Source organism: Streptomyces sp. NPDC044033, from assembly GCF_056434425.1.
Map to the genome: position 1 here is coordinate 1 of NZ_JBWKFF010000044.1, position 24,858 is coordinate 24,858.

Genomic DNA, 24,858 nt, shown 5'->3' on the forward strand with positions numbered 1-24,858 from the left:
CCCCCCCCCCCCCCCCCCCCCCCCCCCCCCCCCCCCCCCCCCCCCCCCCCCCCCCCCCCCCCCCCCCCCCCCCCCCCCCCCCCCCCCCCCCCCCGACGCGGTACCGGCCTCAGACCGCGAGCGCGGCGCGCGCCAGGCGTGCCGTCTCGGACGGGGTCTTGCCGACCTTCACGCCCGCGGCCTCAAGGGCCTCCTTCTTCGCCTGCGCGGTGCCGGACGAACCGGACACGATCGCACCGGCGTGGCCCATGGTCTTGCCCTCGGGCGCGGTGAAGCCCGCCACGTAGCCGACGACCGGCTTGGTGACGTTGGCCTTGATGTAGTCCGCGGCCCGCTCCTCCGCGTCGCCGCCGATCTCGCCGATCATGACGATCAGGTCGGTCTCGGGGTCGGCCTGGAAGGCGGCCAGGGCGTCGATGTGCGTGGTCCCGATGATCGGGTCGCCACCGATGCCGACGGCCGAGGAGAAGCCGATGTCACGGAGCTCGTACATCATCTGGTAGGTCAGCGTGCCGGACTTCGACACGAGACCGATGCGGCCGGGCTTGGTGATGTCGCCCGGGATGATGCCGGCGTTGGACTGACCGGGGGTGATCAGGCCGGGGCAGTTCGGGCCGATGATCCGGGTCTTGTTGCCCTTCTCGCCGGCGTACGCCCAGAAGGACGCGGAGTCGTGCACCGCGACGCCCTCGGTGATCACGACGGCCAGCGGAATCTCGGCGTCGATCGCCTCGATGACCGCGGACTTCGTGAACTTCTCCGGAACGAAGATGACGGAGACGTCGGCCCCGGTCTTCTCCATCGCCTCGGCGACCGAGCCGAAGACGGGCACCTCGGTGCCGTCGAAGTCGACACTCGTGCCCGCCTTGCGCGGGTTGACGCCGCCCACGATGTTGGTGCCGTCGGCGAGCATGAGCTTGGTGTGCTTCATGCCCGTGCCGCCGGTCATCCCCTGGACGATGACCTTGCTGTCCTTGGTGAGGAAGATAGCCATGGTGTTGGAGTCCCTCGTCCTTACTTCGCAGCCGCGAGCTCGGCGGCCTTGTCGGCCGCGCCGTCCATGGTGTCCACGCGCTGCACCAGCGGGTGGTTGGCGTCGGACAGGATCTTGCGACCCAGCTCCGCGTTGTTGCCGTCCAGGCGGACGACCAGCGGCTTGGTGACGTCCTCGCCCTTGGACTTGAGCAGCTCCAGGGCCTGGACGATGCCGTTGGCGACCTCGTCACAGGCGGTGATGCCACCGAAGACGTTGACGAAGACGGACTTGACGTCCGGGTCGCCGAGGATGATCTCCAGGCCGTTCGCCATCACCTCGGCGGACGCGCCGCCGCCGATGTCGAGGAAGTTGGCCGGCTTCACGTTGCCGTGCTTCTCACCGGCGTACGCGACGACGTCGAGGGTGCTCATCACGAGACCCGCGCCGTTGCCGATGATGCCGACCTGGCCGTCGAGCTTGACGTAGTTGAGGTTCTTGGCCTTGGCCGCCGCCTCCAGCGGGTTGGCCGCGGCCTTGTCCTCAAGCGCGTCGTGCTCGGGCTGGCGGAAGGCTGCGTTCTCGTCGAGCGAGACCTTGCCGTCAAGCGCGATGATCTTGCCCTCGCCGGTCTTGACCAGCGGGTTGACCTCAACGAGGAGGGCGTCCTCCTTGATGAAGACGGTCCACAGCTTCTGGAGGGTCTCGGCGACCTGGTCCGCGATCTCGGCCGGGAACTTGGCGGCCGCGACGATCTCCGCGGCCTTCTCGGGGGTGCAGCCCTCGTTGGCGTCCACCGGGATCTTGGCGAGCGCGTCGGGGTTCTGCTCCGCCACGACCTCGATCTCCACGCCGCCCTCGACGGACGCCATGGCGAGGAAGTTGCGGTTGGTGCGGTCCAGCAGGAAGGAGACGTAGTACTCCTCCTTGATGTCCGCGGTCTGGGCCAGCATCACCTTGTGGACCGTGTGGCCCTTGATGTCCATGCCCAGGATCTGACCGGCCTTCTCGACCGCGTCGTCGGCGTCGGAAGCAAGCTTCACGCCACCGGCCTTACCGCGGCCACCGACCTTGACCTGCGCCTTGACGACGGCCTTGCCGCCCAGACGCTCGGTCACCTCGCGCGCCGCCTCAGGCGTGTCAATGACTTCACCGGCCAGCACCGGTACACCGTGCTTGGCGAAGAGGTCCCTCGCCTGGTACTCGAACAGGTCCACGCGCGTCCGTCCCTTTTCCATGGATATCGCGGTTCGTTGTCTGCGCGGGCGTGCCGCGGGAGCAGCGTGAGGACGCGATCTTTTACGAGGGCGGCACACGTGCGCCGGATACGCGGCATGTCCGTCTCGCAGGTTATCCCCGAGGGCGGTAGGTCCCTAAATCACAGATCACACCTGAGCCGTGATTACCCTCACAGATCGCTACGAGGCGACTTGTAGATACGTACGGGCCACTACGCCCCGGGCCTGGACATCGCTCACCCGAATGCCCCGCCCCGGCCTCCGACCCCGCCCCTGGAGTGATTACTGAGCGTTATTACCAGTGGTTGCCAGTGGTTGCCCGTGGTTGCCCGTGGTTGCTCATGGCTGCCCGTGTTGCCCGTCATCGCCCGGCGCCTCCCTGCCCGCCCGATCCGGTCCCCTTGTCCGGGACCGGCAGCGGCCGCTTCTCGATCGCCGCCGCCATCACCTCCGGGAAGAGGTCCGGCGTACAGGCGAAGGCGGGTGCGCCGAGCGCGGCCAGCGCCGCCGCGTGCTCATGGTCGTACGCGGGCGCTCCCTCGTCCGACAGCGCGAGCAGCGTCACGAACCGCACGCCGGACGCCTTCATCGCGGCGACGCGCGCCAGCATCTCGTTCCGTATGCCGCCCTCGTAGAGGTCGCTGATCAGGACGACGATGGTGTCCGCGGGGCGGGTGATGCGCGATTGGCAGTAGGCGAGCGCGCGGTTGATGTCCGTGCCGCCGCCGAGCTGCGTACCGAACAACACGTCGACCGGGTCGGCGAGTTCCTCCGTGAGGTCGACGACCGCCGTGTCGAAGACGACGAGCCGCGTCGCGAGGGAGCGCATCGAGGCCAGCACCGCGCCGAACACGGAGGCGTAGACGACGGACGACGCCATCGAACCCGACTGGTCGACGCAGAGGACGACCTCCTTCTTCACGGCCCGCGCCGCCCGGCCGTACCCGATGAGCCGCTCCGGCACGATGGTCCGGTACTCCGGCAGGTAGTGCTTGAGGTTGGCCTGGATGGTCCGGTTCCAGTCGATGTCGTGATGGCGCGGGCGAGTGACGCGCGCGGAACGGTCGAGCGCTCCCGTGAGCGTGGCGCGCGTACGGGTCGCCAGGCGCTTCTCCAGATCCTCGACCACCTTGCGGACGACGGCCCGCGCCGTGTTCCTGGTCGTCTCGGGCATCGCCTTGTTGAGCGACAACAGCGTCCCGACCAGGTGCACGTCCGCCTCGACGGCCTCCAGCATCTCGGGCTCCAGCAGCAGGGCGGCCAGCCCGAGCCGGTCGATCGCGTCCCGCTGCATCACCTGCACCACGGAGGCGGGGAAGTACGTACGGATGTCCCCGAGCCAGCGCGCGACACTCGGCGCGGACGCCCCGAGCCCGCCCTTGCGGGAGGAGGCGTCGGCGTTCTTCCCGTCGCCGCCGTAGAGCGACCCGAGCGCCGCGTCCATCCCGGCGTCCGTCCCCCCGAGGACACACCCGGTCCCCTCTCCCCCGCTCTCCCCGCCGAGCACGAGCCGCCACCGCCGCAACCGCTCGTCGCCACCGCCGCCGCCACCGGATTCAGCGCCCGCGCCCGCGATCTCGGCACCGGCACCGGCCCCGCCGCCGTCGAGAGTGCTGTTCGCGTTTCCCATCAGGTCTTCCCCTCCCGTGAGTTGGTACGTGCGCGGGTGCACGCGCCCGTGAATCGGAGCCGTATCCGGCGGGTTGCTTCCGCACTCGCCTCCCGTCCCGCTCCCCCGCTTCCCGCCCCCGCTTCCCGCCTCCCGTCTCCCGCCACGGCCTCAGCCGGCCGTCCCCAGCAGCGCGTGGAGCGTCGGCAGCACGGCCGCCGCGCGCTCGGCGTCCAGTCCCGGGCCGAAGCCCGGCGCTCCGGCGTCGCACCCCGGCGGGGGCGCGCCGGGGCCGCCCCGGCGCACCAGTTCGCCGAGCGTGCGGCGGACCCCTGGGTCGTACGAGCCGAACGTGCGGCGCAGCAGCGGCAGCACGCCCGTGAAGGCACCGGCCGGAACGCGCGTGAGCCAGCCGTCGACCAGGGCCAGGAGGCGTTCGTCGTGGACGAGGAGCATGCCGCCGGAACCGCCGCTGCCGACGAACCCCTCGATCCAGGCCGCCGCCTCCGCCGGTTCGGTGCCCGGCGAGAGCGCGAGGCCCATGAGGCGGGCCGCCTCCCCGTCCGCCAGCCGACCGCCGTCGAGCAGCAGCCGCACGGCCCGGCCGCGTATCAGCCCCGGTATGCCGTCCCGCTCGGAGAGCGCACGCAGGACAGCGGACCAGCGCTCCCGCAGACCGGGCGGCCCTGTCGGCCCGGCGGATTCATGCACCCTCGCCGGATCCGCCTCCTCCGTCTCCCCCGTCTCCCCCGCCGTATCCGTCCCTTCCCCTACCTCCTCTGCCGCTTGTTCCTCTGTCGCCTCTGCCGCCTCTGTCACCTCTGTCGCTTGTTCCTCTGCTGCCTCTGTCGCCTCTGTCGCTTCCGCCAGCAGGCCGACCGCCGTGTGGACGCCGTCCAAGTGGCCGCGCATCGTCGCGGACGCGTCCGCGTCGAGGCCGGCGCACGCGGGCGGCAGGCCCACGAAGACGCGCTCGGCGAGCCCTGTCGCCACCTCGCCGAGAGCGGTCGCGTCCGTACGGCGTACGTCTCCGTAGCGGACCGAACGCACGAGAGCGGGCAGCGCCTGGGCCAGGTTGCCGACGTCCGCGTCGAGCGCGGCACGGTCGGCCAGGGCGCGCAGCACCACGGGGAGGGCGTCGGTGAGCCCGGCGAGCAGGCACTGTTCGGCGAGAGCGGTGACATCGGCGATCGCCTGCGCCCCGGCCGCCTGGGACTCGGCCTTCGCGGTGGCGGCGGCGAGCACGGTCGTGCCCCACACTCCGGCCTCCGCGACTTTGACGGACAGCTCCGGTTCCCAGCGGAGCCGCCAGGTCTCACGGAAGGTGCCGAGCCCCTCGCGCGAGCGGGCCGTCTCACCCCAGCCGATGCCGAGCAGGCGCAGCCGGTGGAGCAGGCGGCTGCGCGCGGCATCGGTCTCCTTGCGCAGGTCCAGCTCCAACTGCCGTTCCGCGGCCTCCGGTTTGAGGCGCAGGGAGCGCTGGGCGCGACCGAGGTCGCGTTGCAGGGGCGTGGCCGGGGCCGACTCCGGTACCTCGCCCAGCACATCGCCCACGACGAGCCGGTCCTGTACGAGCGCGAGCGGCACATCGGAGCCTTCGCACATCACGGCCCGTATGGCGTCGGTGGTCTCGGCGAGCCCGGGGAGCGGGCGTCCGCGCATCGTGGCGAGGGTGTCGGCGAGGCGCACGGCCTCGATGACGTGTGCGGGGGAGACGGGCTGGTCCTCCTCCCGCAGCAGCCCGGCGACCTTGGTCATCCAGCGCTCTATAGGCCGGTCGGGTGCGTCGAAGAGGTGCCCGTACCAGCCGGGGGAGGCGATCCCGGCTCCGTAACCGCTGTCGCGGGAGAGCCTGCGATGCGTCCAGGGGACCCAGCTCAGTTCGGTCCGCACCTTGGGGAGTCCCTTGAGCCGCTGCCGGTCGGCGGTGACCGGCACGGCCTCCGTCAGCGCCGGGACGTGCCACGCGCCACAGACGACGGCCACGCCGTCCCCGAACTCCCGCCGCGCCTCCCGCAGTCGAATCCGCATGTGCGCCTCGCGCACCAAGTCCCGGCCGTGCCCCCCGTGCCCGTACTCCCCCCGGAGCGCGGCCATGGCATCGGCGAGCGCCTCGAACGGCGCGAGCACGCTCCCGACCAGCCCGCCCGCCACGCCGTTCGCCCCCGCTGGACCCGGCCCCCACGCCACACCGCCACCACGGTGCTCGACGACGTCCTCCCACCAGCGCTCGGGGTCGTCGTGTCCCGCCGCCTCGGCGAGTACGGCCAGGGGGTCGACGCGCAGTTGCCCCGCGTCGCAGGACGCATCGGGGAATGCCTCGGGGGGCGCGTCGGGTGAGGCCCCGGCGGCCTCGTCGTCCGCCGGTCGGCCGCCGTCGTCCAGCGCCAACGACACCGACGCGGGCAGGTCGATGAACCGCACCGGGACGCCCCGGGCCAGCGCCCATCTGATCGCCACCCACTCCGGCGAGAACCCTGCCAGCGGCCAGAACGCCGCCCGCCCCGGATCGTCCACGGCATGGGCCAGCAGCGCCACCGGGGGCCGCATGGACTCCTCCCCCGCCAGCCCGATGACCGCCTCGGCCTCCGGCGGCCCCTCGATGAGCACGGCGGACGGCTCGCACACGTCGAGCGCCGCGCGCACGGCCCGCGCGGACCCCGGCCCGTGATGCCGCACCCCCAACAACACCGGCCCGTCGGCCCGTTCGCCGTCCCCCGCCGAAAGGCCGTCCCGCCCCGCCTCGCCCCTGACCGCCGTCATACCGATCGCCCCCGTCGTCCCCCCGGCCGCCGCCGTACCGACCGCGCCCACTGTCCCCTCGCCACGGTCATACCGACCGCCTCCGTCGTCCCCTCGCCTCCGTGTCATGCCGACCACCCCGCCGCCTCCGGCCTCCTACCGTCCCCAGCCCCCTCGGGCCCCCCGCCGCGTCTCCCCCGCCGCGCTGTTCGTCCCCCAGTCCCTCCCCCGGTCCCTCCGCCCCCGTGGTCACACCGAGACCTCGCGGCAAGCGCGGTAGAAGTCCTTCCAGCCCTCCCGCTCCCGGACCACCGTCTCCAGATACTCCTGCCATACGACCCGGTCCGCCGCCGGGTCCCGGACGACCGCGCCGAGGATGCCGGCCGCGATGTCCCCCGACCTCAGCACCCCGTCGCCGAAGTGCGCGGCCAGCGCCAGGCCGCCGGTGACCACGGATATCGCCTCGGCGGTGGAGAGCGTGCCGGAGGGCGATTTGAGCTTCGTACGGCCATCGGCGGTGACGCCGTCCCGCAGCTCACGGAAGACCGTGACGACCCGTCGGATCTCGTCCACGCCCTCGGGCACGGCGGGCAGGGCCAGCGAGCGGCCGATCTGGTCGACGCGCCGGGCGACGATGTCGACCTCGGCCTCCGGTGTGGCCGGGAGCGGCAGTACGACCGTGTTGAAGCGGCGGCGCAGCGCGCTCGACAGCTCGTTGACGCCCCGGTCGCGATCATTGGCCGTGGCGATCAGATTGAACCCGCCGACGGCCTGCACCTCCTGCCCCAGCTCGGGGATGGGCAGGGTCTTCTCGGACAGCACGGTGATGAGGGTGTCCTGTACGTCGGCGGGGATGCGGGTCAGCTCCTCGACCCGCGCCGTCATGCCGTCGGCCATGGCCCGCATGACGGGGCTGGGCACGAGCGCGTCCCGGCTGGGGCCGTGCGCGAGCAGCCGCGCGTAGTTCCAGCCGTACCGGATGGCCTCCTCCGGCGTGCCCGCCGTGCCCTGTACGAGCAGGGTCGAGTCACCGCTGACGGCGGCGGCCAGATGCTCGGACACCCAGGTCTTGGCCGTGCCGGGAACGCCGAGCAGTAGCAGCGCCCGGTCGGTCGCGAGGGTGGTGACGGCGACCTCGACGATGCGCCGTGGTCCCACGTACTTCGGCGTGATGACGGTGCCGTCGGGCAGCACACCGCCGAGGAGATAGGTCGCCACGGCCCACGGCGAGAGCCGCCATCTGACGGGCCTCGGCCGGTCGTCCGCGGCGGCCAGGGCTTTGAGTTCGTCGGCGAAGGCGACTTCGGCGTGCGGCCGCAGCGGCTCGTCGCCGATGACGGCGCGGCCGGCGGCGTCGGCACCGCCGACAGCCGCACCGCCGACAGCGGCACCACCGGTAGCGGCACCACCGACAGCGGCACCGCCCCTATCGCTATCGGTGTCGCTGCCGGTGAGAACGGCAGCGGTAGCGGCGTCGCTCGCGGGCTCGTTCTCGATTCCGGGCACGGTCACAGGTCCCCCCTCATCACGCGGCTTCGGGATGCGGGACCAACACTGCACCACACCACTGACAATCGGCCTGGAGCCAACGAAGCCGCAGGTCAAGGCGATTGTCAGTGGTAAGCCGTAGCTTCGTCGGTATGAATCCGCAGGGGGAGTTCCGGACGGCGGAACAGGTGCTCGCGCTCGCGCCTGACGCCGCATCACGCAAGGCGGGCAGCAAGCTCGCGGCGCCCGGGCCATGGTCGGGCACGGGGGCCGGCGAGGGTGCGGTGTGGGGGCTGTGCGCGGGCAGCGGCAGCACGCCGTACCGAACGGTCACCGACCTGTCCGGCCCGGACGGTCCGGCCTTCAACTGCTCCTGCCCCAGCCGCAAGTTCCCGTGCAAGCACGCGATCGCGCTCCTCCTGCTGCGGGCCTCGGACGAGGAGTCCGTACGGTCCGGGGGCGAGCCGCCGGAGTGGGCCCAGAAGTGGCTGGCCGGTCGGCGACAGCGAACCGAGCGCGCGGACACCGCGGGGGTGGACGCGGGGGCCGCGAGTGCGGACGCGAGGGCCGCCGGGGCGGCGGCGTCGGCGGGCCCGGCCGCCGCCCGCCGACGCGCCGAGCGGCGCGCGCAGCGCATGGCGGACGGGGCTAGGGAGTTGGAGCACCGGCTCGCCGACCTGCTGCGCGGCGGCCTGGCCTCGGCCGACCGCGGCGGATACGGCCAGTGGGAGGAAACGGCGGCCCGCATGGTCGACGCGCAGGCCCCCGGTCTCGCCGCGCGCGTACGCGAATTGGCGGCGGCCCCCGCGTCCGGCGACGGCTGGCCGTCTCGATTGCTGGCGGAGTGCGCGCTGTTGCACACCCTCGACCAGGGCTTTCTCCGTCTCGACGGGCTGCCGGAGCCACTGGCCGCCACGGTCCGCTCGCGCGTCGGGCTCACCACGGACACCGCCGAACTGCTCGCCGGCGGGGACCCCGTCCGCGACGACTGGTTGATCCTCGCCCAACGGGACACCGAGGACGCCCGGCTCACCACCCGCCGCATCTGGCTGCGCGGCCGGGCCACGGGCCGCATGGCTCTTCTGCTCTCCTACGGAGCCGCGGGCAGAGCCCCCGAACTCTCCCTCCCCGTCGGCTTCTCCCTCGACGCCGACATCGTCTACTACCCCGCCGCCCTCCCACTGCGGGCCGCCGTCGCGACGCGCCACGCACCACCACGGGACTCCGTCGAACCACCGCCCGGCACGGACGTCACCACCGCACTCGCCCGGTACGGGGACGCGCTGCGCGAGGACCCCTGGCTGGATGCCTGGCCGGTCGTCCTCACCGACGTGATAGCGGCCCCGGATACCGAACTGGGGTGGCAGTTGGCCGACGCGCACACCGAGTCGGCGCTGCCCGTCGACCCGCGCTGCATGGGCCGTACGGGCCTGTGGCAGCTCGCGGCGGTCTCGGGCGGCGGGCCGGTCACGGTCTTCGGCGACTGCGGCCACGCCGGTTTCACTCCACTGACCACCTGGGCGCCGGAGGCGGTTCCGCTCTGAGCCGCTCCTAGCACCGCCGACAGCGCCTGGGCCGCACCCAGCCGCCACCGCCACTGGCTCCCACTCGCGCGGAGCCGCCCGACGGGCCCTGACGGGCCGTACCCGGAAGGGACTCTCACATGACCGCCACCTGGGACGACCTCGTCGCCGCTGCGCTGCTCGGCACCGGGCGCCGCACCCCGCCCGTGACACCGCGCCCCGGTCAGGACGCGGCGACGGCCCTCCTGGACGCCGCCGCGGTCCATACGGTGCGGCGGCGGGCCGGGCTGCTGCCCGCCATCGCCCGTCAGCGCCCCGCGCCCGCGCCCCCGGACCGGCGGCCCGCCCTGCCACCGGCTGCCCGGGCGCGGCTCGCCATGCTCCTCGCCGACCGCGCCGGCCCGGCCGGGGGCGCCCGGCGCGGTACGGCGCCGGACCTGACCGAGCTGCTTCCGCAGTGGCTGACGGCGGCCAACCAGCACGGCTACCGCGCCCCCGCCGCGCTGCTGCCCGCCCTGCTGGACACGGCCCGGGGCCGTACCGACCTGCGGCCCGAGGCGCTGACCCTGGCCGGTCCGCGCGCGCTCTGGCTGGCTCGGCTCAATCCGCAGTGGAAGTTCGCCCTGCGAGGCAGCCCAGCAGGCGACTGGCCACCGACCGCACCCGCACCCGCACCCGCACCCAGCAATAGCGAAAGCAGCAACAGCGAAAGCAGCATCGACGGCTATAGCTACGGCGAAGTGGCAGAACGGCTCTGGCAAGAGGGGTTGTTCGCAGAGCGCGTGGCGCTGCTGACGGCGCTGCGCCGCCACGATCCCGCCGCCGCGCGGGCGCTGCTCGTCACCACCTGGTCCACGGAGCGGGCCGAGGACCGGCTGATGTTCCTGGACTCCCTGCGCGAGGGGCTATCGGCACAGGACGAGCCGTTCCTCGAACAGGCCCTCGCCGATCGCAGCCGCAATGTACGGGCCACATCGGCCGAACTGCTCTCCGGCCTGCCGGGCTCCGCGCTGGCCGCCCGGATGGCCCGCCGGGCCCGGTCCTGCCTCGCCCTGGACTTCAGCGACCCGGGCATCGCCGTCGAGGCCCCGCACGAGTGCGACAGCGCCATGGAACGGGACGGCATCGTGGCGAAGCCGCCCTCAGGACGAGGCGAACGGTCGTGGTGGCTCGGCCAGTTGGTGGAGTCCGCGCCGCTCTCCGGGTGGAGCGACCGGTTCGGGGCGCGGAGCGCCGCCGAGATCCTGGCTCTGCCGGTCGCCGACGGCTGGCGGCCCGACCTGCACGCCGCCTGGTGCCGGGCTGCCGTACGGCAGCGGAACGCCGAGTGGTCCCGCGCGCTGCTCGGCCCCCCGGCGTCGCCGCCCGCCGCGGACGAGGCGTCCTGGCGGGACCCGGCGAAACTGCTGTCGGCGCTGCCGCACGGTGAACGGGCGGCGTGGGTCGCCGCGTTCATATCGGTACACGGGCTCTCCGAGGCGTTCCGTCTGCTCGGGGTGTGCGCGGTGCCGTGGTCGGAACCGCTGGGGAGAGCCGTCGTGGACGCACTCGACATCGCCCGGGACGCGGGGAGCTATCCATGGAGTTTCAGCGGAGTGATGGGGCTGGCCGAGCGCTGCCTCGATCCGGACCAGGCCGACCGGCTGGAGGTGCTGACCACCCAGCCGGACGAGCCCGAGAACGGTTCGCCCGGCGCGGCCGGCTACTGGTCGGAAGCCTTCCAGCGCCTGGTCGGCACGTTGCGCCTACGCGCCACCATGCGCCGGGAGCTCACGCCCGCGGCCCCGAGTACGCCGAGCCGCCGGGCCGCCCCCACCGGCCCGTAAAGCCCGTAAAGCCCGTAAAGCCCGTAAAGCCCGCAACGCCCGTAACAGCCGTGCCGCGCCCGCGCCGAGGCCCCGAGGGCCCCCGCTCGTACACGCGCCTCGACGAACACGCCGGCGGCCACCCGGTCCGGTGTCCGGACCGATCCGCGGACGGACACGCCCGCCGTCCTCCGGGCAGCCACCCGCTCCCGCCACCGAGGTACCACCCGGATGGGTGCACGCGCCCGGGTCGCCGCCCGGACCGGCCGGTGACACGCCGGGCGCCGTACGGGGCTCCGGGTCCGTACCCGAAGGCGCGGGGACGACGGGCACAGCTCCGCTCGCCCAACCCCCCACCGTGCCCGGACGCGCGGGGACGACGGCCGCACCCCGGCCGGGAGGGTCACGGGGGCAGGAACGCCCCCGCGCACGCGGAGGCCACGACAGTCCGGGCAGCGTCGCGGCACCCTGCAAAGGCCCAGCCCCGCTCGCGCTCAGGCTGGGCTCCCGGCCCCTTCCACATCGGCCGTCCGAAGCGTCTAGGCCGGCACCTGCCGGACGTTGGCGTTGACCCAGTCCACGATGGACGTCGTCGTCGCGCCCGGGGTGAAGATCTCCGCCACGCCCAGTTCCTTGAGCGGAGCGATGTCCGCCTCGGGGATGATGCCGCCGCCGAAGACCTTGATGTCCTCGGCGTCGCGTTCGCGCAGCAGCTCTATCACCTTGGCGAAAAGGGTGTTGTGGGCGCCGGAGAGGATGGACAGGCCGATCGCGTCGGCGTCCTCCTGGATCGCGGTGCCTACGATCTGCTCGGGCGTCTGGTGGAGCCCCGTGTAGATGACCTCCATGCCGGCGTCCCGCAGCGCACGCGCGATGACCTTGGCTCCGCGGTCATGGCCGTCGAGACCCGGCTTGGCCACCACCACGCGAATCGGACCGGTCACTCCCATCACTGCCTCCATGTACGACTGCCGTCACCGGCCGCAAGTGTGAACGAACGTTATCGCCAGCATCGCGTACGCGGCAGTTTCACGGTGGCGAGCGAGGGGGAAATCACACGTGGGACAATTCGTTCGCTACGCGCAGTGTCCGAATCCCCGTTCCGGGGGAGCCGTCGGACCGGTCGCGAGGGAAGCCGTACCGAGGTCGCCGCACGGTCGCGCCGCACACCGCGCGCCACAGCAGCGCCCCACGGCGCACCGGTCACGGCTGCCCATGAGGGCACACGGGGGTCAGAGCCGTCTCCTGCGTGCGGTTCGGGAGGTCGGCCATGATGGCCATGCCCTTTCCTTTTTCACTGCTTCGCTCCTCAGCCGAGGTCGTCCGGGCCACGGCGCTGGAGTTGGCGATACTCGCCGGGCACGTCATCCTCTACCCGACGGGCCTGACCCAGGAGCGCCGTCCGCCGCCTCCCCCGCCCGACGCGTCCCTGGCCCGCGAGGGGCCACCGGCCCCTGCCGAAGCGGCAGCGGCAGCCGACACGTCCTCACCGCACCCTCCCGTACTCCTCCTGCACGGCTTCATCGACAACCGCTCCGTCTTCGTCCTGCTGCGCCGCTATCTGCGGCAGCACGGCTGGCGGCAGGTGGAGTCCCTCAACTACTCGCCGCTGACCTGCGACATCCGCACCGCCGCCGAGCTGCTGGGCCGTCATGTCGAGGAGCTCTGCGCCCGTACCGGCCACCGGCGGGTGGACGTCGTCGGCCACAGCCTGGGCGGGCTGATAGCCCGTTACTACGCGCAGCGACTCGGCGGCGACGCCCACATCCGCACCCTGGTCACGCTCGGCACGCCGCACGGCGGGACACGCGCGGTGCCGCTGCTCTCCGCACATCCCCTCGTTCGGCAGATGCGCCCGGACTCGCCCGTCATCACGGAACTGGCCCTGCCCGCGAAGGGTTGTCGGACGCGTTTCGTGAGTTTCTGGAGCGATCTCGACCAGTTGATGATCCCGGTCGAGACCGCCCGCCTCGACCACCCTGACCTGCACTGCCGCAGCGTGCGGGTCAGCGGGGTGGGGCATCTCGCGCTGCCGGTGCACTGCGCGGTGGCGGCCGGCGTACGGCAGGCGCTGATGGCCGAGGAGGAGGCCGGTGACGCGCCGGGAGCCGTTTCGGTTGCATGAAGCGGCCGTTTTTTCATCGAAAACAATTCGAACGCCATACCAAAGAATCGACTCCAGTCCACCGAAAGGCGGCTAAATGACCGGTCCTTGAGGCGGTAATACCTGCCGAAGATTGTGGCTGCCGCATACCGCCGGGTACAGTCGCCGCTAATTCTCATGCTGCCTAGGCGAAAGAGAAGCTTGGTGGTGAACGACCGTCACCCGTCGGGGAACTCCACTCCGACCGTCCCCGCTCCAGAAGCCTCATACGCGCACAGCGCGACGTACGGGGAGCAGGCGGCACATCAGGGCTATGCCGGGTACGACGGCTACTCCACCGGTACGTTCCAGAACATCGGTATCGCCTACAGCGGCTACGACACCGGGCATTCCGGCCAGTGGGACACCACGGGCCAGTGGGACGCCGCTGGTCAGTGGGGGTCAGCCGGCCAGTGGGATACGACCGGGCAGTGGGACAAGGCCGCTTACGCCGCCGCCGACGCGTGCGAGGCCACGGGGTCGCACGACACCGCGGACCCGTACGGCGCCACCGGCGCGTACGACACCACCGGTCAGTGGCACGCCGCCGGTCAGTGGGACACCGGCGCCCACACCCAGACCTGGGACACCGGCCTTTACGCGGCGAACGGGCTGCACGAGCAGCAGACCGGGCAGTGGGACACGGCGACGTGGGGCGGCACGGGCGCGTACGGCGAGAGTGGCGCCACGGGGTCGTACGAGGTGTACGGCACCACCGGTTCGTACAACACCATCGGCGGCGCTGTCGGCTGCCCCACTGACCAGTGGGGCAACGCGGATCAGTGGAACACCGGCGGCCACACCCAGACCTGGGACACCAGCGCCTACGCGACCGTCGACGAGACGCCGCACGAACGACCCGGCGAACGGCCGCACGAGGCCGGCCCGGGCCCCGAGCCCGAACCCGCGCTCGGCCACGGAGCCGAGTTCGACCACCACGGCAGCGAGCGCGAACCCGCGCCGGAGTCCGCCCACGGCCGCACCGCCGAAGCCGACTTCGCAGCGGAGCCCTCGGCGCACGAGCCGCCCGTGAACGAGTCGTCGGAGTACGAGTCGTCGAAACACGAGCCGTCCCCGCACGAAACGGCGGAATTCGAGTCGTTGGGGTTCGAGCCGTCCGCGGCTCCCTCAGCCCCCTCCACCGGCCCCTCCCCGCTGGCCGGCTCCCGCCGTGACGGAGGAAGCCGCGGCCGGCGCCGCGGCGCCCCCGCCCGTACCGGCTACCGCCCCCGCCGCTCCGCGCTCCTGACCATCGCCGTCCCCTCCGTCGCCGCCATCGGGGTCGCCGGAATCGCCGCGGCCAGCGTCACCGGGAGTGGCGGCGACACGAAGAACACCGAGGCGTCGGCGCCCGATCCGGCCACCGTCAAGCCGTCCGCGGCCAACAGCAAGCTGGACACCCAGCTCGCCGGGGTCAGCAGGGACGCCGACGACTTCGCCGACCGCGCCAGCCGCACCCAGCAGCGCATCGACCTCAAGGCCCGCCAGGTCGCGGCAAAGAAACGAAAAGCCGATGAAGCGGCCCGTAAAGAGGCCGAGCGTCCGAAAATCCTGCTGCCGGTGAAGCAGAAAGGGCTCAGCGCCTACTTCGGGCAGGCGGGCGTCAACTGGATGTCCGTGCATACGGGCATCGACTTTCCGGTCGGTTATGGCACCCCCGTGATGGCAGCGACCGACGGGACCGTACGCACGCAGTACAACATCGCCTACGGCAATATGGCCATGGTGACCTCTCCCGACGGCACCGAGACCTGGTACTGCCATCTGAGCAGCAACAAGATCCGGTCCGGCACGGTCAAGGCCGGCGACGTCATCGCCTACTCCGGCAGCTCGGGCAACTCCACCGGCCCGCACATGCACTTCGAGGTACGGCCCGGCAGCGGCGCGGCCATCGACCCGCTGCCGTGGCTGCGTTCCCACGGCCTCGACCCGACGTAAGAGACGTAAGAGCGGTAGGCCCACCGTTTGTAGGGGCGGAAGTCCCGATGCAGGAGCCCGAAGGCCCGGTACGGCGGCCCGATTTCGGCAACGGGCCGCCCCCGCCCTGCGGCAACGGGCCGGGGCCGCCCGCCGCCCCGCCGCCGCTACAACTTCTCGACCGGCGCGTACCGCAGCAGCAGCCGCTTCGGCTTCGGCTCGCCGAAGTCGACCGTCGCCTCCGCGTTGTCCCCGCTGCCCTTGACCGTCACGACCGTGCCCAGCCCGAACGAGTCGTGCGTGACCCGGTCCCCGACCGCCAGCTGGACCACCGGCCGGTCGCCCGCGCGACGCGTCGCGAAGCCGCTCGGGCCGGCCTTGGAGCGCGACGAGGAGAGCGAGGACATGATCCCGCCACCGGAACCGCCGGAGCCGCCCGACCGGCCGGAGCCGATGGCCGCCCCCATCGACGCCGAAGGCGTCGCGGGACCGGTCCGCTTCCACTGCACGTACTCCTCGGGGATCTCCTCCAGGAAGCGGGAGGCCGGGTTGTAGGACGGCTGGCCCCACGCGCTGCGCATCGTCGACCGGGTCAGGTACAGCCGCTCGCGCGCGCGGGTGATGCCCACATAGGCGAGTCGCCGCTCCTCCTCCAACTCCTTGACCTGGCCGAGCGCGCGCATGTGCGGGAAGACGCCGTCCTCCAGGCCCGTCAGGAAGACGACCGGGAACTCCAGGCCCTTCGCCGTGTGCAGCGTCATCAGCGTGACGACCCCGCTGCCGTCGCCGTCCTCGTCCGGGATCTGGTCGGAGTCGGCGACCAGGGCCACCTTCTCCAGGAAGTCCGCCAGCGTGCCGGGGTTCTCCTCGTCGCGCTCCTGCTCGAACTCCAGGGCCACGGCGGCCAGTTCCTGGAGGTTCTCGATGCGGGTCTCGTCCTGCGGGTCGGTGGACGCCTGGAGCTCGGCGAGGTAGCCCGTACGCTCCAGGACCGCTTCCAGTACGGTCGCGGGCCCGGCCCCGGACTCGACGACCGTGCGCAGCTCCTCCATGAGGACGTTGAAGCGCTTGACGGCGTTGGCGGAGCGGGCCGCCATGCCGTACGCCTCCTCGACGCGCCGCAGGGCCTGCGGGAAGGAGATCTTCTCGCGCAGCGACAGCGCGTCGATCATCGCCTCGGCGCGGTCGCCGATGCCGCGCTTGGGGACGTTGAGGATGCGGCGCAGCGGGACGGTGTCCTCGGGGTTGGCGAGGACGCGCAGGTAGGCGAGGACGTCGCGGACCTCCTTGCGCTCGTAGAAGCGCACGCCGCCGACGACCTTGTAGGGCAGCCCGACCCGGATGAGGATTTCCTCGAAGACACGGGACTGGGCGTTGGTGCGGTAGAAGATGGCGACGTCGCCGGCTTTGGCGTCACCCGCGTCGGTGAGCCGGTCGATCTCGTCGGCGACGAACTGGGCCTCGTCGTGCTCGGTGTCGGCGACGTAGCCGGTGATGGTGGCTCCGGCCCCGGCCTCGGTCCACAGGTTCTTGGGGCGGCGGTTCTCGTTGCGCTCGATGACGGCGTTGGCGGCGCTGAGGATGGTCTGGGTGGAGCGGTAGTTCTGCTCCAGCAGGATCGTCGTCGCGTCCGGGTAGTCCTCCTCGAACTGGAGGATGTTGCGGATGGTGGCGCCCCGGAACGCGTAGATCGACTGGTCGGCGTCGCCCACGACGCACACCTCGGCGGCGGGGACCTCTTCCGTGCCGGTCCCCACCAGCTCGCGCACGAGCGTGTACTGCGCGTGGTTGGTGTCCTGGTACTCGTCGACCAGCACGTGCCGGAAGCGGCGCCGGTAGTGGTCGGCGACGTCCGGGAACGCCTGGAGCAGGTGGACCGTCGTCATGATGATGTCGTCGAAGTCGAGGGCGTTCGCCTCGCGCAGCCGCGCCTGGTACATCGCGTACGCCTCGGCGAGCATCTTCTCGAAGCCGTCGGCAGCCTGACCGGCGAACTCCTCCTCGTCGATCAGCTCGTTCTTCAGGTTCGAGACCTTGGCGCTGAAGGACTTGGGCGGGAAGCGCTTCGGATCGAGGTCCAGGTCCCGGCAGACCAGCGCCATCAGCCGCTTCGAGTCGGCGGCGTCGTAGATCGAGAAGGATGAGGTGAAGCCGAGCTTCTTCGACTCGCGGCGCAGGATCCGCACACAGGCGCTGTGGAAGGTCAGCACCCACATCGCGTTGGCCCGGGGGCCCACGAGGTCGCCGACGCGCTCCTTCATCTCGCCCGCGGCCTTGTTGGTGAAGGTGATCGCGAGGATCTGGCCGGGGTGCACGCCCCGCGCGCCCAGCAGATGCGCGATCCGGTGCGTCAGCACGCGCGTCTTGCCGGAGCCGGCGCCGGCGACGATCAGCAGCGGCCCGCCGCTGTGCACCACCGCGGCGCGCTGCTCCTCGTTGAGCCCCTCCAGCAGCGCGGAGGGGTCGATGACGGGCCGCGGCGCGCCGTCCCGGTAGTACGCGTCGCGCGCCCCGGAGCCCTGCCCCGCGCCCGGGCCGGCCCGCTGTACGGGCGCGTCGAAGGCGCCCCCGAAGAGATCGTCCGGCACCGGCTCGGGTGCGGAGTCCTCGGGCGGCGGCGGGGTCTCCTCGCCCGAAGGTTCGAGGTCCGCCAGGAAGCTGTCGTCAAAGAGGCTGCTCATCGCCCACCGAGTCTAGGCCGCCCCACTGACACCCGGCCCCGGGTCGGGGAAGTACGGGCGGAAAGTCGCCGCCGAGGGGCGGGGACCGGCGGGAACGGCCGCGCGCGCGGCGAAAGGCTAAAGTCACGGAACGGTTCCGGCATATCGAACATCAGCCTTCACAGCGGCCCCGCACGTTGGCTACGGTGCTCGCTCAGGCAGCCCGTTTCCCCGCCGACGCCCCGTCTGCACGGGCCGCCAACGCCGAGTCCGGCCGCGCCGCGAGGCGCCCGGAGCCGGGGACCCACACGCAACACCGGGGTGAATCGGTCCATACGCGTGCATACCGCGCCCGTACGGACCGTAGGGCATAAACCTTCCCTTCCGCCCGAACCCGACAGCTAACCCGGTAGGCGGTCCACGGAAGGAGTCGCCTCCCTTGGCGTCGCACCGCAAGCCTCGCAGGTCCGGGTACGGGCTGCTCGACACGCCCGCCCGCCGCCGCACCGCCGTCGGCCTCACGACGGCGGCGCTGGCCTCCGTCACCCTGCTCTCCCAGAGCGCCAGCGCCTCCCCCGGCCGCCCCACGGCCCCGAAACCCTCCGTCGAGGACGTCCAGCGCCATGTGGACACCCTGTACCGGCAGGCGGGCACGGCCACGCAGGAGTACAACGCCGCCAAGGAGCGCACGGACGCGCAGAACAGCAAGGCCGACAAGCTGCTCGACGATGTGGCCCGGCGCACCGGGAAGCTCAATGACGCGCGGCGCGCGCTCGGGGCGTACGCGGCGGCGCAGTACCGCGACGTCGGCATGAGCCAGACCGCGAACCTGCTGTTCGCCGCCGACCCGCAGAGCTACTTCGACCAGACGCATCTGATGGACCGGATGACGGGCCGGCAGGAGCGGGCCGTCCAGGAGTTCCGTACGCAGCGGAAGGCGGCGGCCAAGGACCGGGGCGAGGCGGTACGGAGCCTGGCCGCGCTCACCGATTCGCAGAAGCAGCTGAGGGCGAAGAAGGAGACGGTCCAGGGCAAGCTCGGCGAGGCGCGGGAGCTGCTGTCGAAGCTGACGGCCGAGGAGAAGGCGCGCCTGGCCGCGATCGAGAAGAAGAAGGAGGCGGCGGCCAAGAAGAAGGCCGACGAGCTGGCGAAGCGCCAGGCCGAGAAGCGGCACCAGGAGGAGGCCGCACAGGGCGGCAGTGGTGGCAGCGGTGGTGGCGGCAGCGGCAAGGGGCAGGGCTCGAACGAGGGCCACAAGGGAGGCGGCACCGACTCCGGTGCCCCCACCGGGGCGCACTCCGCCAAGGCCGAGAAGGCGATCGCCTTTGCTCGCGCACAGATGGGCAAGCCGTACGTGTGGGGCGCCACCGGACCCAATTCGTACGACTGCTCAGGGCTGACGCAGGCGGCGTGGAAGGCGGCCGGGGTCGACCTGCCGCGCACCACCTGGGACCAGGTGAAGACCGGCACCCGGGTCGCCACGGATGATCTCCAGCCGGGTGACCTGGTCTTCTTCTATGACGACATCAGCCATGTCGGCATGTACATAGGCGACGGAAAGATGATCCACGCGCCGAAGCCGGGGGCGAGCGTGCGGGTGGAGTCGATCTTCTACATGCCGATCTATGGGAGCGTGCGCCCGGCGTAGCGGAGGCCGCTTACGCTCCGGATCCTGGTGCACTTAGGCTCCGGGGCTCGGTCCGCTTACGCTCCGGAGCCCAGCCTGCTCACGCCCCGGAGCACGGTCCGCTCACGCCCCGGGGCTCGATCCGCTCACGCCGCCCCGGGCCTCCGGGTGAGGAGCCTCCGGGTGAGGAGCCCCCGGGTGAGGAGCCCCCGGGCCCCCGGGGCCCGGAGCGCTCACGTCCACAGCAGCGCGATGAAGATGTTGGCGACCGTCAGGGCGCCCACGATGCCGAAGACGGGCGCTTCCACCTTCTCGTCGTCCCGCTTCACATAGACCAGGCCGAGGATCACGACCAGGAACGCCAGTTTGACGCCGATCTTGACGGTGTTGAGCGAGTAGTCCTCGGCCTGGTTGAGGCCGACCAGCGCGACGCCCGTCACCAGCATGGTCAGCGCGCCGTGCAGCATCGCCGGGACCATGCGCGCCTCGCCCTTGCCCATGGCCTTCATCTGGGTGAGAAAGCCGCCGAGCAGGGCCGCGATGCCGATGATGTGCAGGCCGACGACGGCGTGAATCAGTACGTCCATGAGGCCCGACAGTATCCGGGGCCATATCACCCGTCGGCAGTCAGGTCTGCCTCATTCGCCGCTTCGATCAGGGGCGGCCGAAAACTTCCCGTACGAGCGCGAGTGGTCCGATCGCTCGCGGTCACCGTGCGAACGGTTTCATCCAATATCGGTCATCCACGCGCATTCCCGTGACGGTCGGGCCTAGCGTCCTGCCCCAGGTGACCGGCTCCCCACCGTCGCCGCCAGAGCGAGCGGGCCCCGCCAGGGCCCGTACCGCGCTCGAACGGCGACCGTCGGCCACCGCGCCGAGAAATCCCGGCGGCGGCCCGCCCCCTATACGGGCCGCCGCCGGGCCGGCCGCGACGAACCGCGCCAGGACACGCACGACATGAAGGCACCGGAAGGAAGTGACGGCCCCCGTGGCCTCGCACCGAAAGCCCAAACGCCACCGCCCGTACGCGCTCACCGGCAGCACCGCACGCACCGCGGCGACCCTCGCCCTGGCGGGCGCCGCCACCGGCACCGCGCTGGAAGGCACCGGGCACGCCGCGCCCCGGCTCACCACGGCCCAGGTCAAGACCCAGGTGGACCGCTACTACCAGGAGGCGGAAGCGGCCACCGAGCGGTACAACGGCGCGAAGGAGAAAGCGCGCGCCGCGCAGGACTCGCTGGACGCGCTGCGCGACGAGGCCGCCCGCAAGACGGAGGGGCTCAACTCGGCCCGTAACGCGCTGGGGGCGTACGCCGCGGCGCAGTACCGCGACGGCGGCCTGTCTCCCACGATCCGGCTCGCGCTCTCCTCCTCCCCCGGCCAGTACCTGGACCGCGCCTCGCTCGCCGACCACATGGCGGGGCGACAGGCCGCCGCCGTGGACCGCGTCGAACGCGAACTGCTCGGGGTGCGGCAGGTACGGGCCAGCGCCGACGCCCAACTGGCCCGTCTCAAGGACTCCCAGGACGAATTGGGCGTGCACAAACGATCCGTCGAGGGGAAACTGGACGCCGCCAAGCGGCTCCTCGACGGGCTCACGGCCGAGCAGCGCGTGAGCGTGCAGGACGACGCGGGCGGGGATGGGGGTGGAGGCGGGGACACGGGTGCCGTCGCCGCGGCGCTCGCCGGTACGGGTACAGGTACGGGTACGGGCCGGGGTGCGGCCGTACCGGCGGCGGACCGTTCGGCGGCGCGCGGCAGCGCCCAGGCCCCGACGGCGCGGGCGGCCCGCGCGGTGTCCTTCGCGTACGCGGCGCTCGGCAAGCCGTACGCGTGGGGGGCCACCGGCCCGTCCGCGTACGACTGCTCGGGGCTGACGCAGGCCGCGTGGCGGGCGGCGGGGGTGTCGCTGCCGCGCACCACCTACACCCAGATCAACGCGGGACCGAGGGTCGGCCGGTCCCAACTGGCCCCTGGCGACCTGCTGTTCTTCTATTCGGGCATCAGCCACGTCGGTATCTACGTCGGCGGCGGCAAGATGATCCACGCCCCGCGTCCGGGGGCGCCGGTGCGGGTGGCGCCGATCGACCAGATGCCGTTCGCGGGCGCGACCCGCCCGGCGTGAGGCCGACTTGTCTCAAGCCTTGCCCCACGGCTTATCTCAAGCCTTATCTCAAGCATTAGCTCAAGACTTGCCTCAAGGCTTATCTCACACCTTGAGCTGATGTGTGAGCCACGTGAAGACCTCCGGCACCTGCTTCCGCCAGACGACCGTGCCGTGACCGCCCGCGCCCTTCGGGATCTTCTCCACGTGCACGGTCGTCGGCGGCTTCGACGCCTGCTTGAGCGCCACACCGGCCTGGTAGCCGTCGCCGTCCCCGCCCGAGACGAACAGCGCGGTCCGCGGCGGGGTCTTGGCGTGCTGGAGGATCTTCCACGGGTTGTTCTTCTCCCGCAGCACCGGGTCCTTCGCCGTGAGCGCGACGGGCTCGCCGATCGGGTCGTTGTAGCCGGACAGGCTCACCCCGGCCCGGTAGCGGTCCGGGTGCGAGACGGCGAGCTTGGCGGCGCAGTGCGCGCCGGCCGAGTACCCGGCGACGGCCCAGCCGTCCGCCTTGTCCGCGGCCCGGAAGTTGTCCATGACCATCTTGCGGACGTCCACGCTCAGCCAGGTCTCGGCGTTGACCTTGCCGGGGACGTTGGCGCATCCGGTGTCGACGTCGCCGAGCAGTGTGGTGCGCGGCGCGACGACGATGAACGGCGCCACCTGGCCCTTCTCCATCATCGGCTTGAGCTGCGTATTGACGTGCAGCGACCCGAACCACGCCTTGGCCGAACCGGGGAACCCCGGCAGCACCTCGACCACCGGGAACTTGCGGTCCTGATACGCGGGGTCGTCGTACTGCGGCGGCAGCCACACGTACACCTCGCCGTCCACCCCGGAGATCCGCCCCTTGAGCTGCGTGACCCGCACACCGGGCCCCATCCGCTCGTCCCCGGCCGGCTTGAACTTCTGCTCCACCTTGGGCTCGTGCTTCAGCGACTTCCCGCCGGTGCCGTCCGCCCCGAGGTCCGCCGCCGCGTTGACGTGGTTGCCGGTGCCGAGCAGGTCGTCCCAGTTGTCGAAGAGCCCGTTGGAGTTGTTCACGACCACGAAGACCATGACGATCGCCGTGGTCTGCGCGAACAGCAACATGACGAACCGCGCCACCCCCCGCACCGCCCGCGGCCCGCCTATTCGGCTCCACAGCAGCAACGGCACCACCAGGGCAGCGACGACCAGCACAATCGACGTCAGAAAGAAGGGCGTCCCCGTCAGGCTCATCAAGCTCTCGTTTCCAGATCAAGGGCAGCCGCAGGGGGCAGTGCTGCCAGCGGCCCCGTGGGGGCCTCTCGACCGAAAGAGATGGCGAACGCACCGCCAAGGTTCCGCTTGTGACCAGAGCTTCACTTCACCGTCGTGACGCGCGCCCTGGGCTTCCCGGGCGCGCATCGCCCCGACCCCGGAGCATGCGGAAGCCCCTGGCACCGGCCAGGGGCTTGAGCGGAGCCGCCGCTATGCGGCAGGGAAATCGCGGCGCTTCACATCGGCGAGGAAAGCGGCCCAGGTGCCCGGGCCGAAGGCCAGGGTCCCGGCCCCGCGATCCTTAGTGTCCCGGAGCTCCACGCCGACGCCTATCCGGCGGGCTTCGACGCACTCGCCGTTCTGACCGCTGTACGAGCTCTTGAACCATTCGGAACGGTGAGGCGACATGAAATGTTCTTCCTTACGGGGTCAGTCCGTCGGCGATCTCGACGATCAGAGCCTCCGACTCCAGCGCACTCAACGCTGTTGCCCGAAGGTGATCGAAGGCACTTCCCAAACGGACCGTGTCCTCCCGGGTCTCCAGGTAGGCGTGGCTCGCGAAGTTCTCCAGCAGAACCACCTCCAGACCCGCCGGAGGGGGGAAGCTGTAGATCAAGAAAGGATACGGCCCGCCCTGGCAAGCTCCTCCTGTGAAGGGTAGTACCTGCAACGTTACGTGCGGAAGCTGCGCTACCTCCACGAGGTGCGACAGCTGCTCACGCAACACCTGAGGGCCGCCAACCTGTTGGCGCAGGGCCGCCTCACCCAGGATCATCCACACCTTGAGGGGCGCGGGTTCGGTTCGCGTCAGCGCTCGCTGGCGCTCCAGCCGGACCCGCAGTCTCGCCTCCTGGGCCTCGTCCAACGGGCCGGGAGATCCACCCTGAATCACCGCTGTCGCGTATCGCTCCGTCTGGAAAAGCCCCGGCACGATGGCCGGTTGGAATCCACGACATTCGCAGACCTCGTCCTCCAGGCCGACCAGGTCCAGAAAATCCTGCGGAAGGCGATCCTCCAGCACTCGCCACCACCGCTGACGACGGCTCTCCCGCGCAAGGGCCAGCCAGCCTTCGCGTTCGTCCGGCTCCGTCACGCCGTACAAGTCCAGCAGCACCTTGAGGTCCAGTTGCCTGATGCCGCTCCGCCCGGACTCAATGCGGCTGATCTTCGCCGCATGGCAACTGAGCTGCTTAGCAGCGTCTTCCAGGTAGAGCTCTCTGTCCTCGCGCAACCGTCGAAGATTCGCCCCCAGCACCCGGCGACGCACGGTCGGCCTTTGCTCCACGGTCAAGAACTCTCCCCCAACTATCGGAGCTTCCGCATGTGTTGATCGCCACGATACTCAGCATCCAGCCATCCGCAATCGAACATGATGTCCCACTTGCAGTTTGGCGAGATTGCGAGCACGCTACCTACAGTTGCGAGCGCTCACTCATCGCAACTATCGCGGTCGGTCGGCTCCACGCCGAACCGCTAGCCACCCACGCGCTCTTGAGGGGCTCCCCCATGCCTGTACCTGGAGAAACAACGGCAGCCACACCCGCCACCGACAGCGAAAGCAGTCAGCTGTTCCCCCGTCACCGCAAAAGCGTCGGCCGCGCACGTGCCGCCCTACGCGAGCAGTTGGCGATCTGGGGCATCACCGATGAACCGGCCGAGACAGCGGTGTTGCTGCTCTCCGAACTCGTCACCAACGCCGGTGCGCCATGAAGCGCTCTGTTGTATCCCCGGTTCAACCGGGAGGAACTGAAGGGAGGTTTCTGGGTCCGATGGCTCACCTGGGCCTG

At 71.4% G+C, this 24,858-nt stretch carries 18 protein-coding genes and 1 riboswitch; of the genes, 7 read left to right on the top strand and 11 right to left on the bottom strand.

Annotation, left to right across the window (positions count from 1 at the left end):
• Positions 1-109: 109 nt before the first annotated feature.
• The 5 genes from sucD to AC07AB_RS39370 all read right to left on the bottom strand — a co-directional run bounded on the left by sucD (position 110) and on the right by AC07AB_RS39370 (position 7,897).
• A complete protein-coding gene (gene sucD / locus AC07AB_RS39350) occupies positions 110-994 on the bottom strand; it encodes a succinate--CoA ligase subunit alpha (protein ID WP_478577301.1) in 885 nt (294 codons plus the stop codon).
• Positions 995-1,014: 20 nt separating this feature from the next.
• Positions 1,015-2,190: an ADP-forming succinate--CoA ligase subunit beta gene (gene sucC / locus AC07AB_RS39355; protein ID WP_478577304.1), complete on the bottom strand. Its 1,176-nt coding sequence runs from the start codon at positions 2,188-2,190 to the stop codon at positions 1,015-1,017.
• 382 nt (positions 2,191-2,572) lie between these two features.
• On the bottom strand, positions 2,573-3,841 hold the full coding sequence (locus AC07AB_RS39360; RefSeq protein WP_478577307.1) for a VWA domain-containing protein: 1,269 nt from the start codon (positions 3,839-3,841) through the stop codon (positions 2,573-2,575).
• A gap of 150 nt (positions 3,842-3,991) precedes the next feature.
• On the bottom strand, positions 3,992-6,583 hold the full coding sequence (locus AC07AB_RS39365) for a DUF5682 family protein (RefSeq protein ID WP_478577310.1): 2,592 nt from the start codon (positions 6,581-6,583) through the stop codon (positions 3,992-3,994).
• Between the two features lie 228 nt (positions 6,584-6,811).
• On the bottom strand, positions 6,812-7,897 hold the full coding sequence (locus AC07AB_RS39370; RefSeq protein WP_478577339.1) for an ATP-binding protein: 1,086 nt from the start codon (positions 7,895-7,897) through the stop codon (positions 6,812-6,814).
• A 305-nt stretch (positions 7,898-8,202) separates the two neighbouring features.
• Here AC07AB_RS39370 and AC07AB_RS39375 point away from each other — a divergent pair, with 305 nt between their 5' ends.
• Both AC07AB_RS39375 and AC07AB_RS39380 read left to right on the top strand, forming a co-directional pair.
• Positions 8,203-9,594, top strand: coding sequence for an SWIM zinc finger family protein (locus AC07AB_RS39375; RefSeq protein WP_478577313.1), 1,392 nt, complete (start codon positions 8,203-8,205; stop codon positions 9,592-9,594).
• Positions 9,595-9,713: 119 nt separating this feature from the next.
• Positions 9,714-11,399 (top strand): DUF5691 domain-containing protein, encoded by a 1,686-nt coding sequence (locus AC07AB_RS39380; protein ID WP_478577314.1) that lies wholly within the window; start codon positions 9,714-9,716, stop codon positions 11,397-11,399.
• 518 nt (positions 11,400-11,917) lie between these two features.
• On the opposite strand, the gene AC07AB_RS39385 is transcribed toward AC07AB_RS39380, so the two are convergent.
• Positions 11,918-12,328, bottom strand: coding sequence for a cobalamin B12-binding domain-containing protein (locus AC07AB_RS39385; RefSeq protein ID WP_478577317.1), 411 nt, complete (start codon positions 12,326-12,328; stop codon positions 11,918-11,920).
• Between the two features lie 329 nt (positions 12,329-12,657).
• Between AC07AB_RS39385 and AC07AB_RS39390 the strand changes: the two genes are divergently transcribed.
• Both AC07AB_RS39390 and AC07AB_RS39395 read left to right on the top strand, forming a co-directional pair.
• Positions 12,658-13,503, top strand: coding sequence for an esterase/lipase family protein (locus AC07AB_RS39390; RefSeq protein ID WP_478577319.1), 846 nt, complete (start codon positions 12,658-12,660; stop codon positions 13,501-13,503).
• A 186-nt stretch (positions 13,504-13,689) separates the two neighbouring features.
• Positions 13,690-15,459, top strand: a complete 1,770-nt coding sequence (locus AC07AB_RS39395) for a M23 family metallopeptidase (RefSeq protein WP_478577321.1) — start codon at positions 13,690-13,692, stop codon at positions 15,457-15,459.
• 146 nt (positions 15,460-15,605) lie between these two features.
• Here AC07AB_RS39395 and pcrA read toward each other — a convergent pair whose 3' ends face one another.
• Positions 15,606-18,119 (bottom strand): DNA helicase PcrA, encoded by a 2,514-nt coding sequence (gene pcrA, locus AC07AB_RS39400; RefSeq protein WP_478577323.1) that lies wholly within the window; start codon positions 18,117-18,119, stop codon positions 15,606-15,608.
• Between the two features lie 231 nt (positions 18,120-18,350).
• A riboswitch (cyclic di-AMP (ydaO/yuaA leader) is annotated at positions 18,351-18,529 on the top strand.
• Between the two features lie 8 nt (positions 18,530-18,537).
• Between pcrA and AC07AB_RS39405 the strand changes: the two genes are divergently transcribed.
• The gene (locus tag AC07AB_RS39405) at positions 18,538-19,746 is read left to right on the top strand and encodes a C40 family peptidase (protein WP_478577326.1); all 1,209 of its coding nucleotides are present in this window, start codon (positions 18,538-18,540) and stop codon (positions 19,744-19,746) included.
• Between the two features lie 212 nt (positions 19,747-19,958).
• On the opposite strand, the gene AC07AB_RS39410 is transcribed toward AC07AB_RS39405, so the two are convergent.
• A complete protein-coding gene (locus AC07AB_RS39410) occupies positions 19,959-20,312 on the bottom strand; it encodes a hypothetical protein (protein WP_478577329.1) in 354 nt (117 codons plus the stop codon).
• A gap of 401 nt (positions 20,313-20,713) precedes the next feature.
• Here AC07AB_RS39410 and AC07AB_RS39415 point away from each other — a divergent pair, with 401 nt between their 5' ends.
• Positions 20,714-21,850 carry a C40 family peptidase gene (locus tag AC07AB_RS39415; RefSeq protein WP_478577331.1) on the top strand — a complete coding sequence of 379 codons (1,137 nt, stop codon included), beginning with the start codon at positions 20,714-20,716 and terminating at the stop codon, positions 21,848-21,850.
• Positions 21,851-21,934: 84 nt separating this feature from the next.
• Here AC07AB_RS39415 and AC07AB_RS39420 read toward each other — a convergent pair whose 3' ends face one another.
• From AC07AB_RS39420 to AC07AB_RS39430, 3 genes are all read right to left on the bottom strand, one after another.
• Complete coding sequence (locus AC07AB_RS39420; RefSeq protein ID WP_478577334.1) at positions 21,935-23,050, bottom strand: alpha/beta hydrolase; 1,116 nt, start codon at positions 23,048-23,050, stop codon at positions 21,935-21,937.
• A 231-nt stretch (positions 23,051-23,281) separates the two neighbouring features.
• Positions 23,282-23,479: a DUF397 domain-containing protein gene (locus AC07AB_RS39425; protein ID WP_478577336.1), complete on the bottom strand. Its 198-nt coding sequence runs from the start codon at positions 23,477-23,479 to the stop codon at positions 23,282-23,284.
• A 13-nt stretch (positions 23,480-23,492) separates the two neighbouring features.
• On the bottom strand, positions 23,493-24,356 hold the full coding sequence (locus tag AC07AB_RS39430) for a helix-turn-helix domain-containing protein (RefSeq protein WP_478577343.1): 864 nt from the start codon (positions 24,354-24,356) through the stop codon (positions 23,493-23,495).
• A 221-nt stretch (positions 24,357-24,577) separates the two neighbouring features.
• Here AC07AB_RS39430 and AC07AB_RS39435 point away from each other — a divergent pair, with 221 nt between their 5' ends.
• Positions 24,578-24,781 carry an ATP-binding protein gene (locus AC07AB_RS39435; RefSeq protein ID WP_478577338.1) on the top strand — a complete coding sequence of 68 codons (204 nt, stop codon included), beginning with the start codon at positions 24,578-24,580 and terminating at the stop codon, positions 24,779-24,781.
• Positions 24,782-24,858 lie beyond the last annotated feature (77 nt).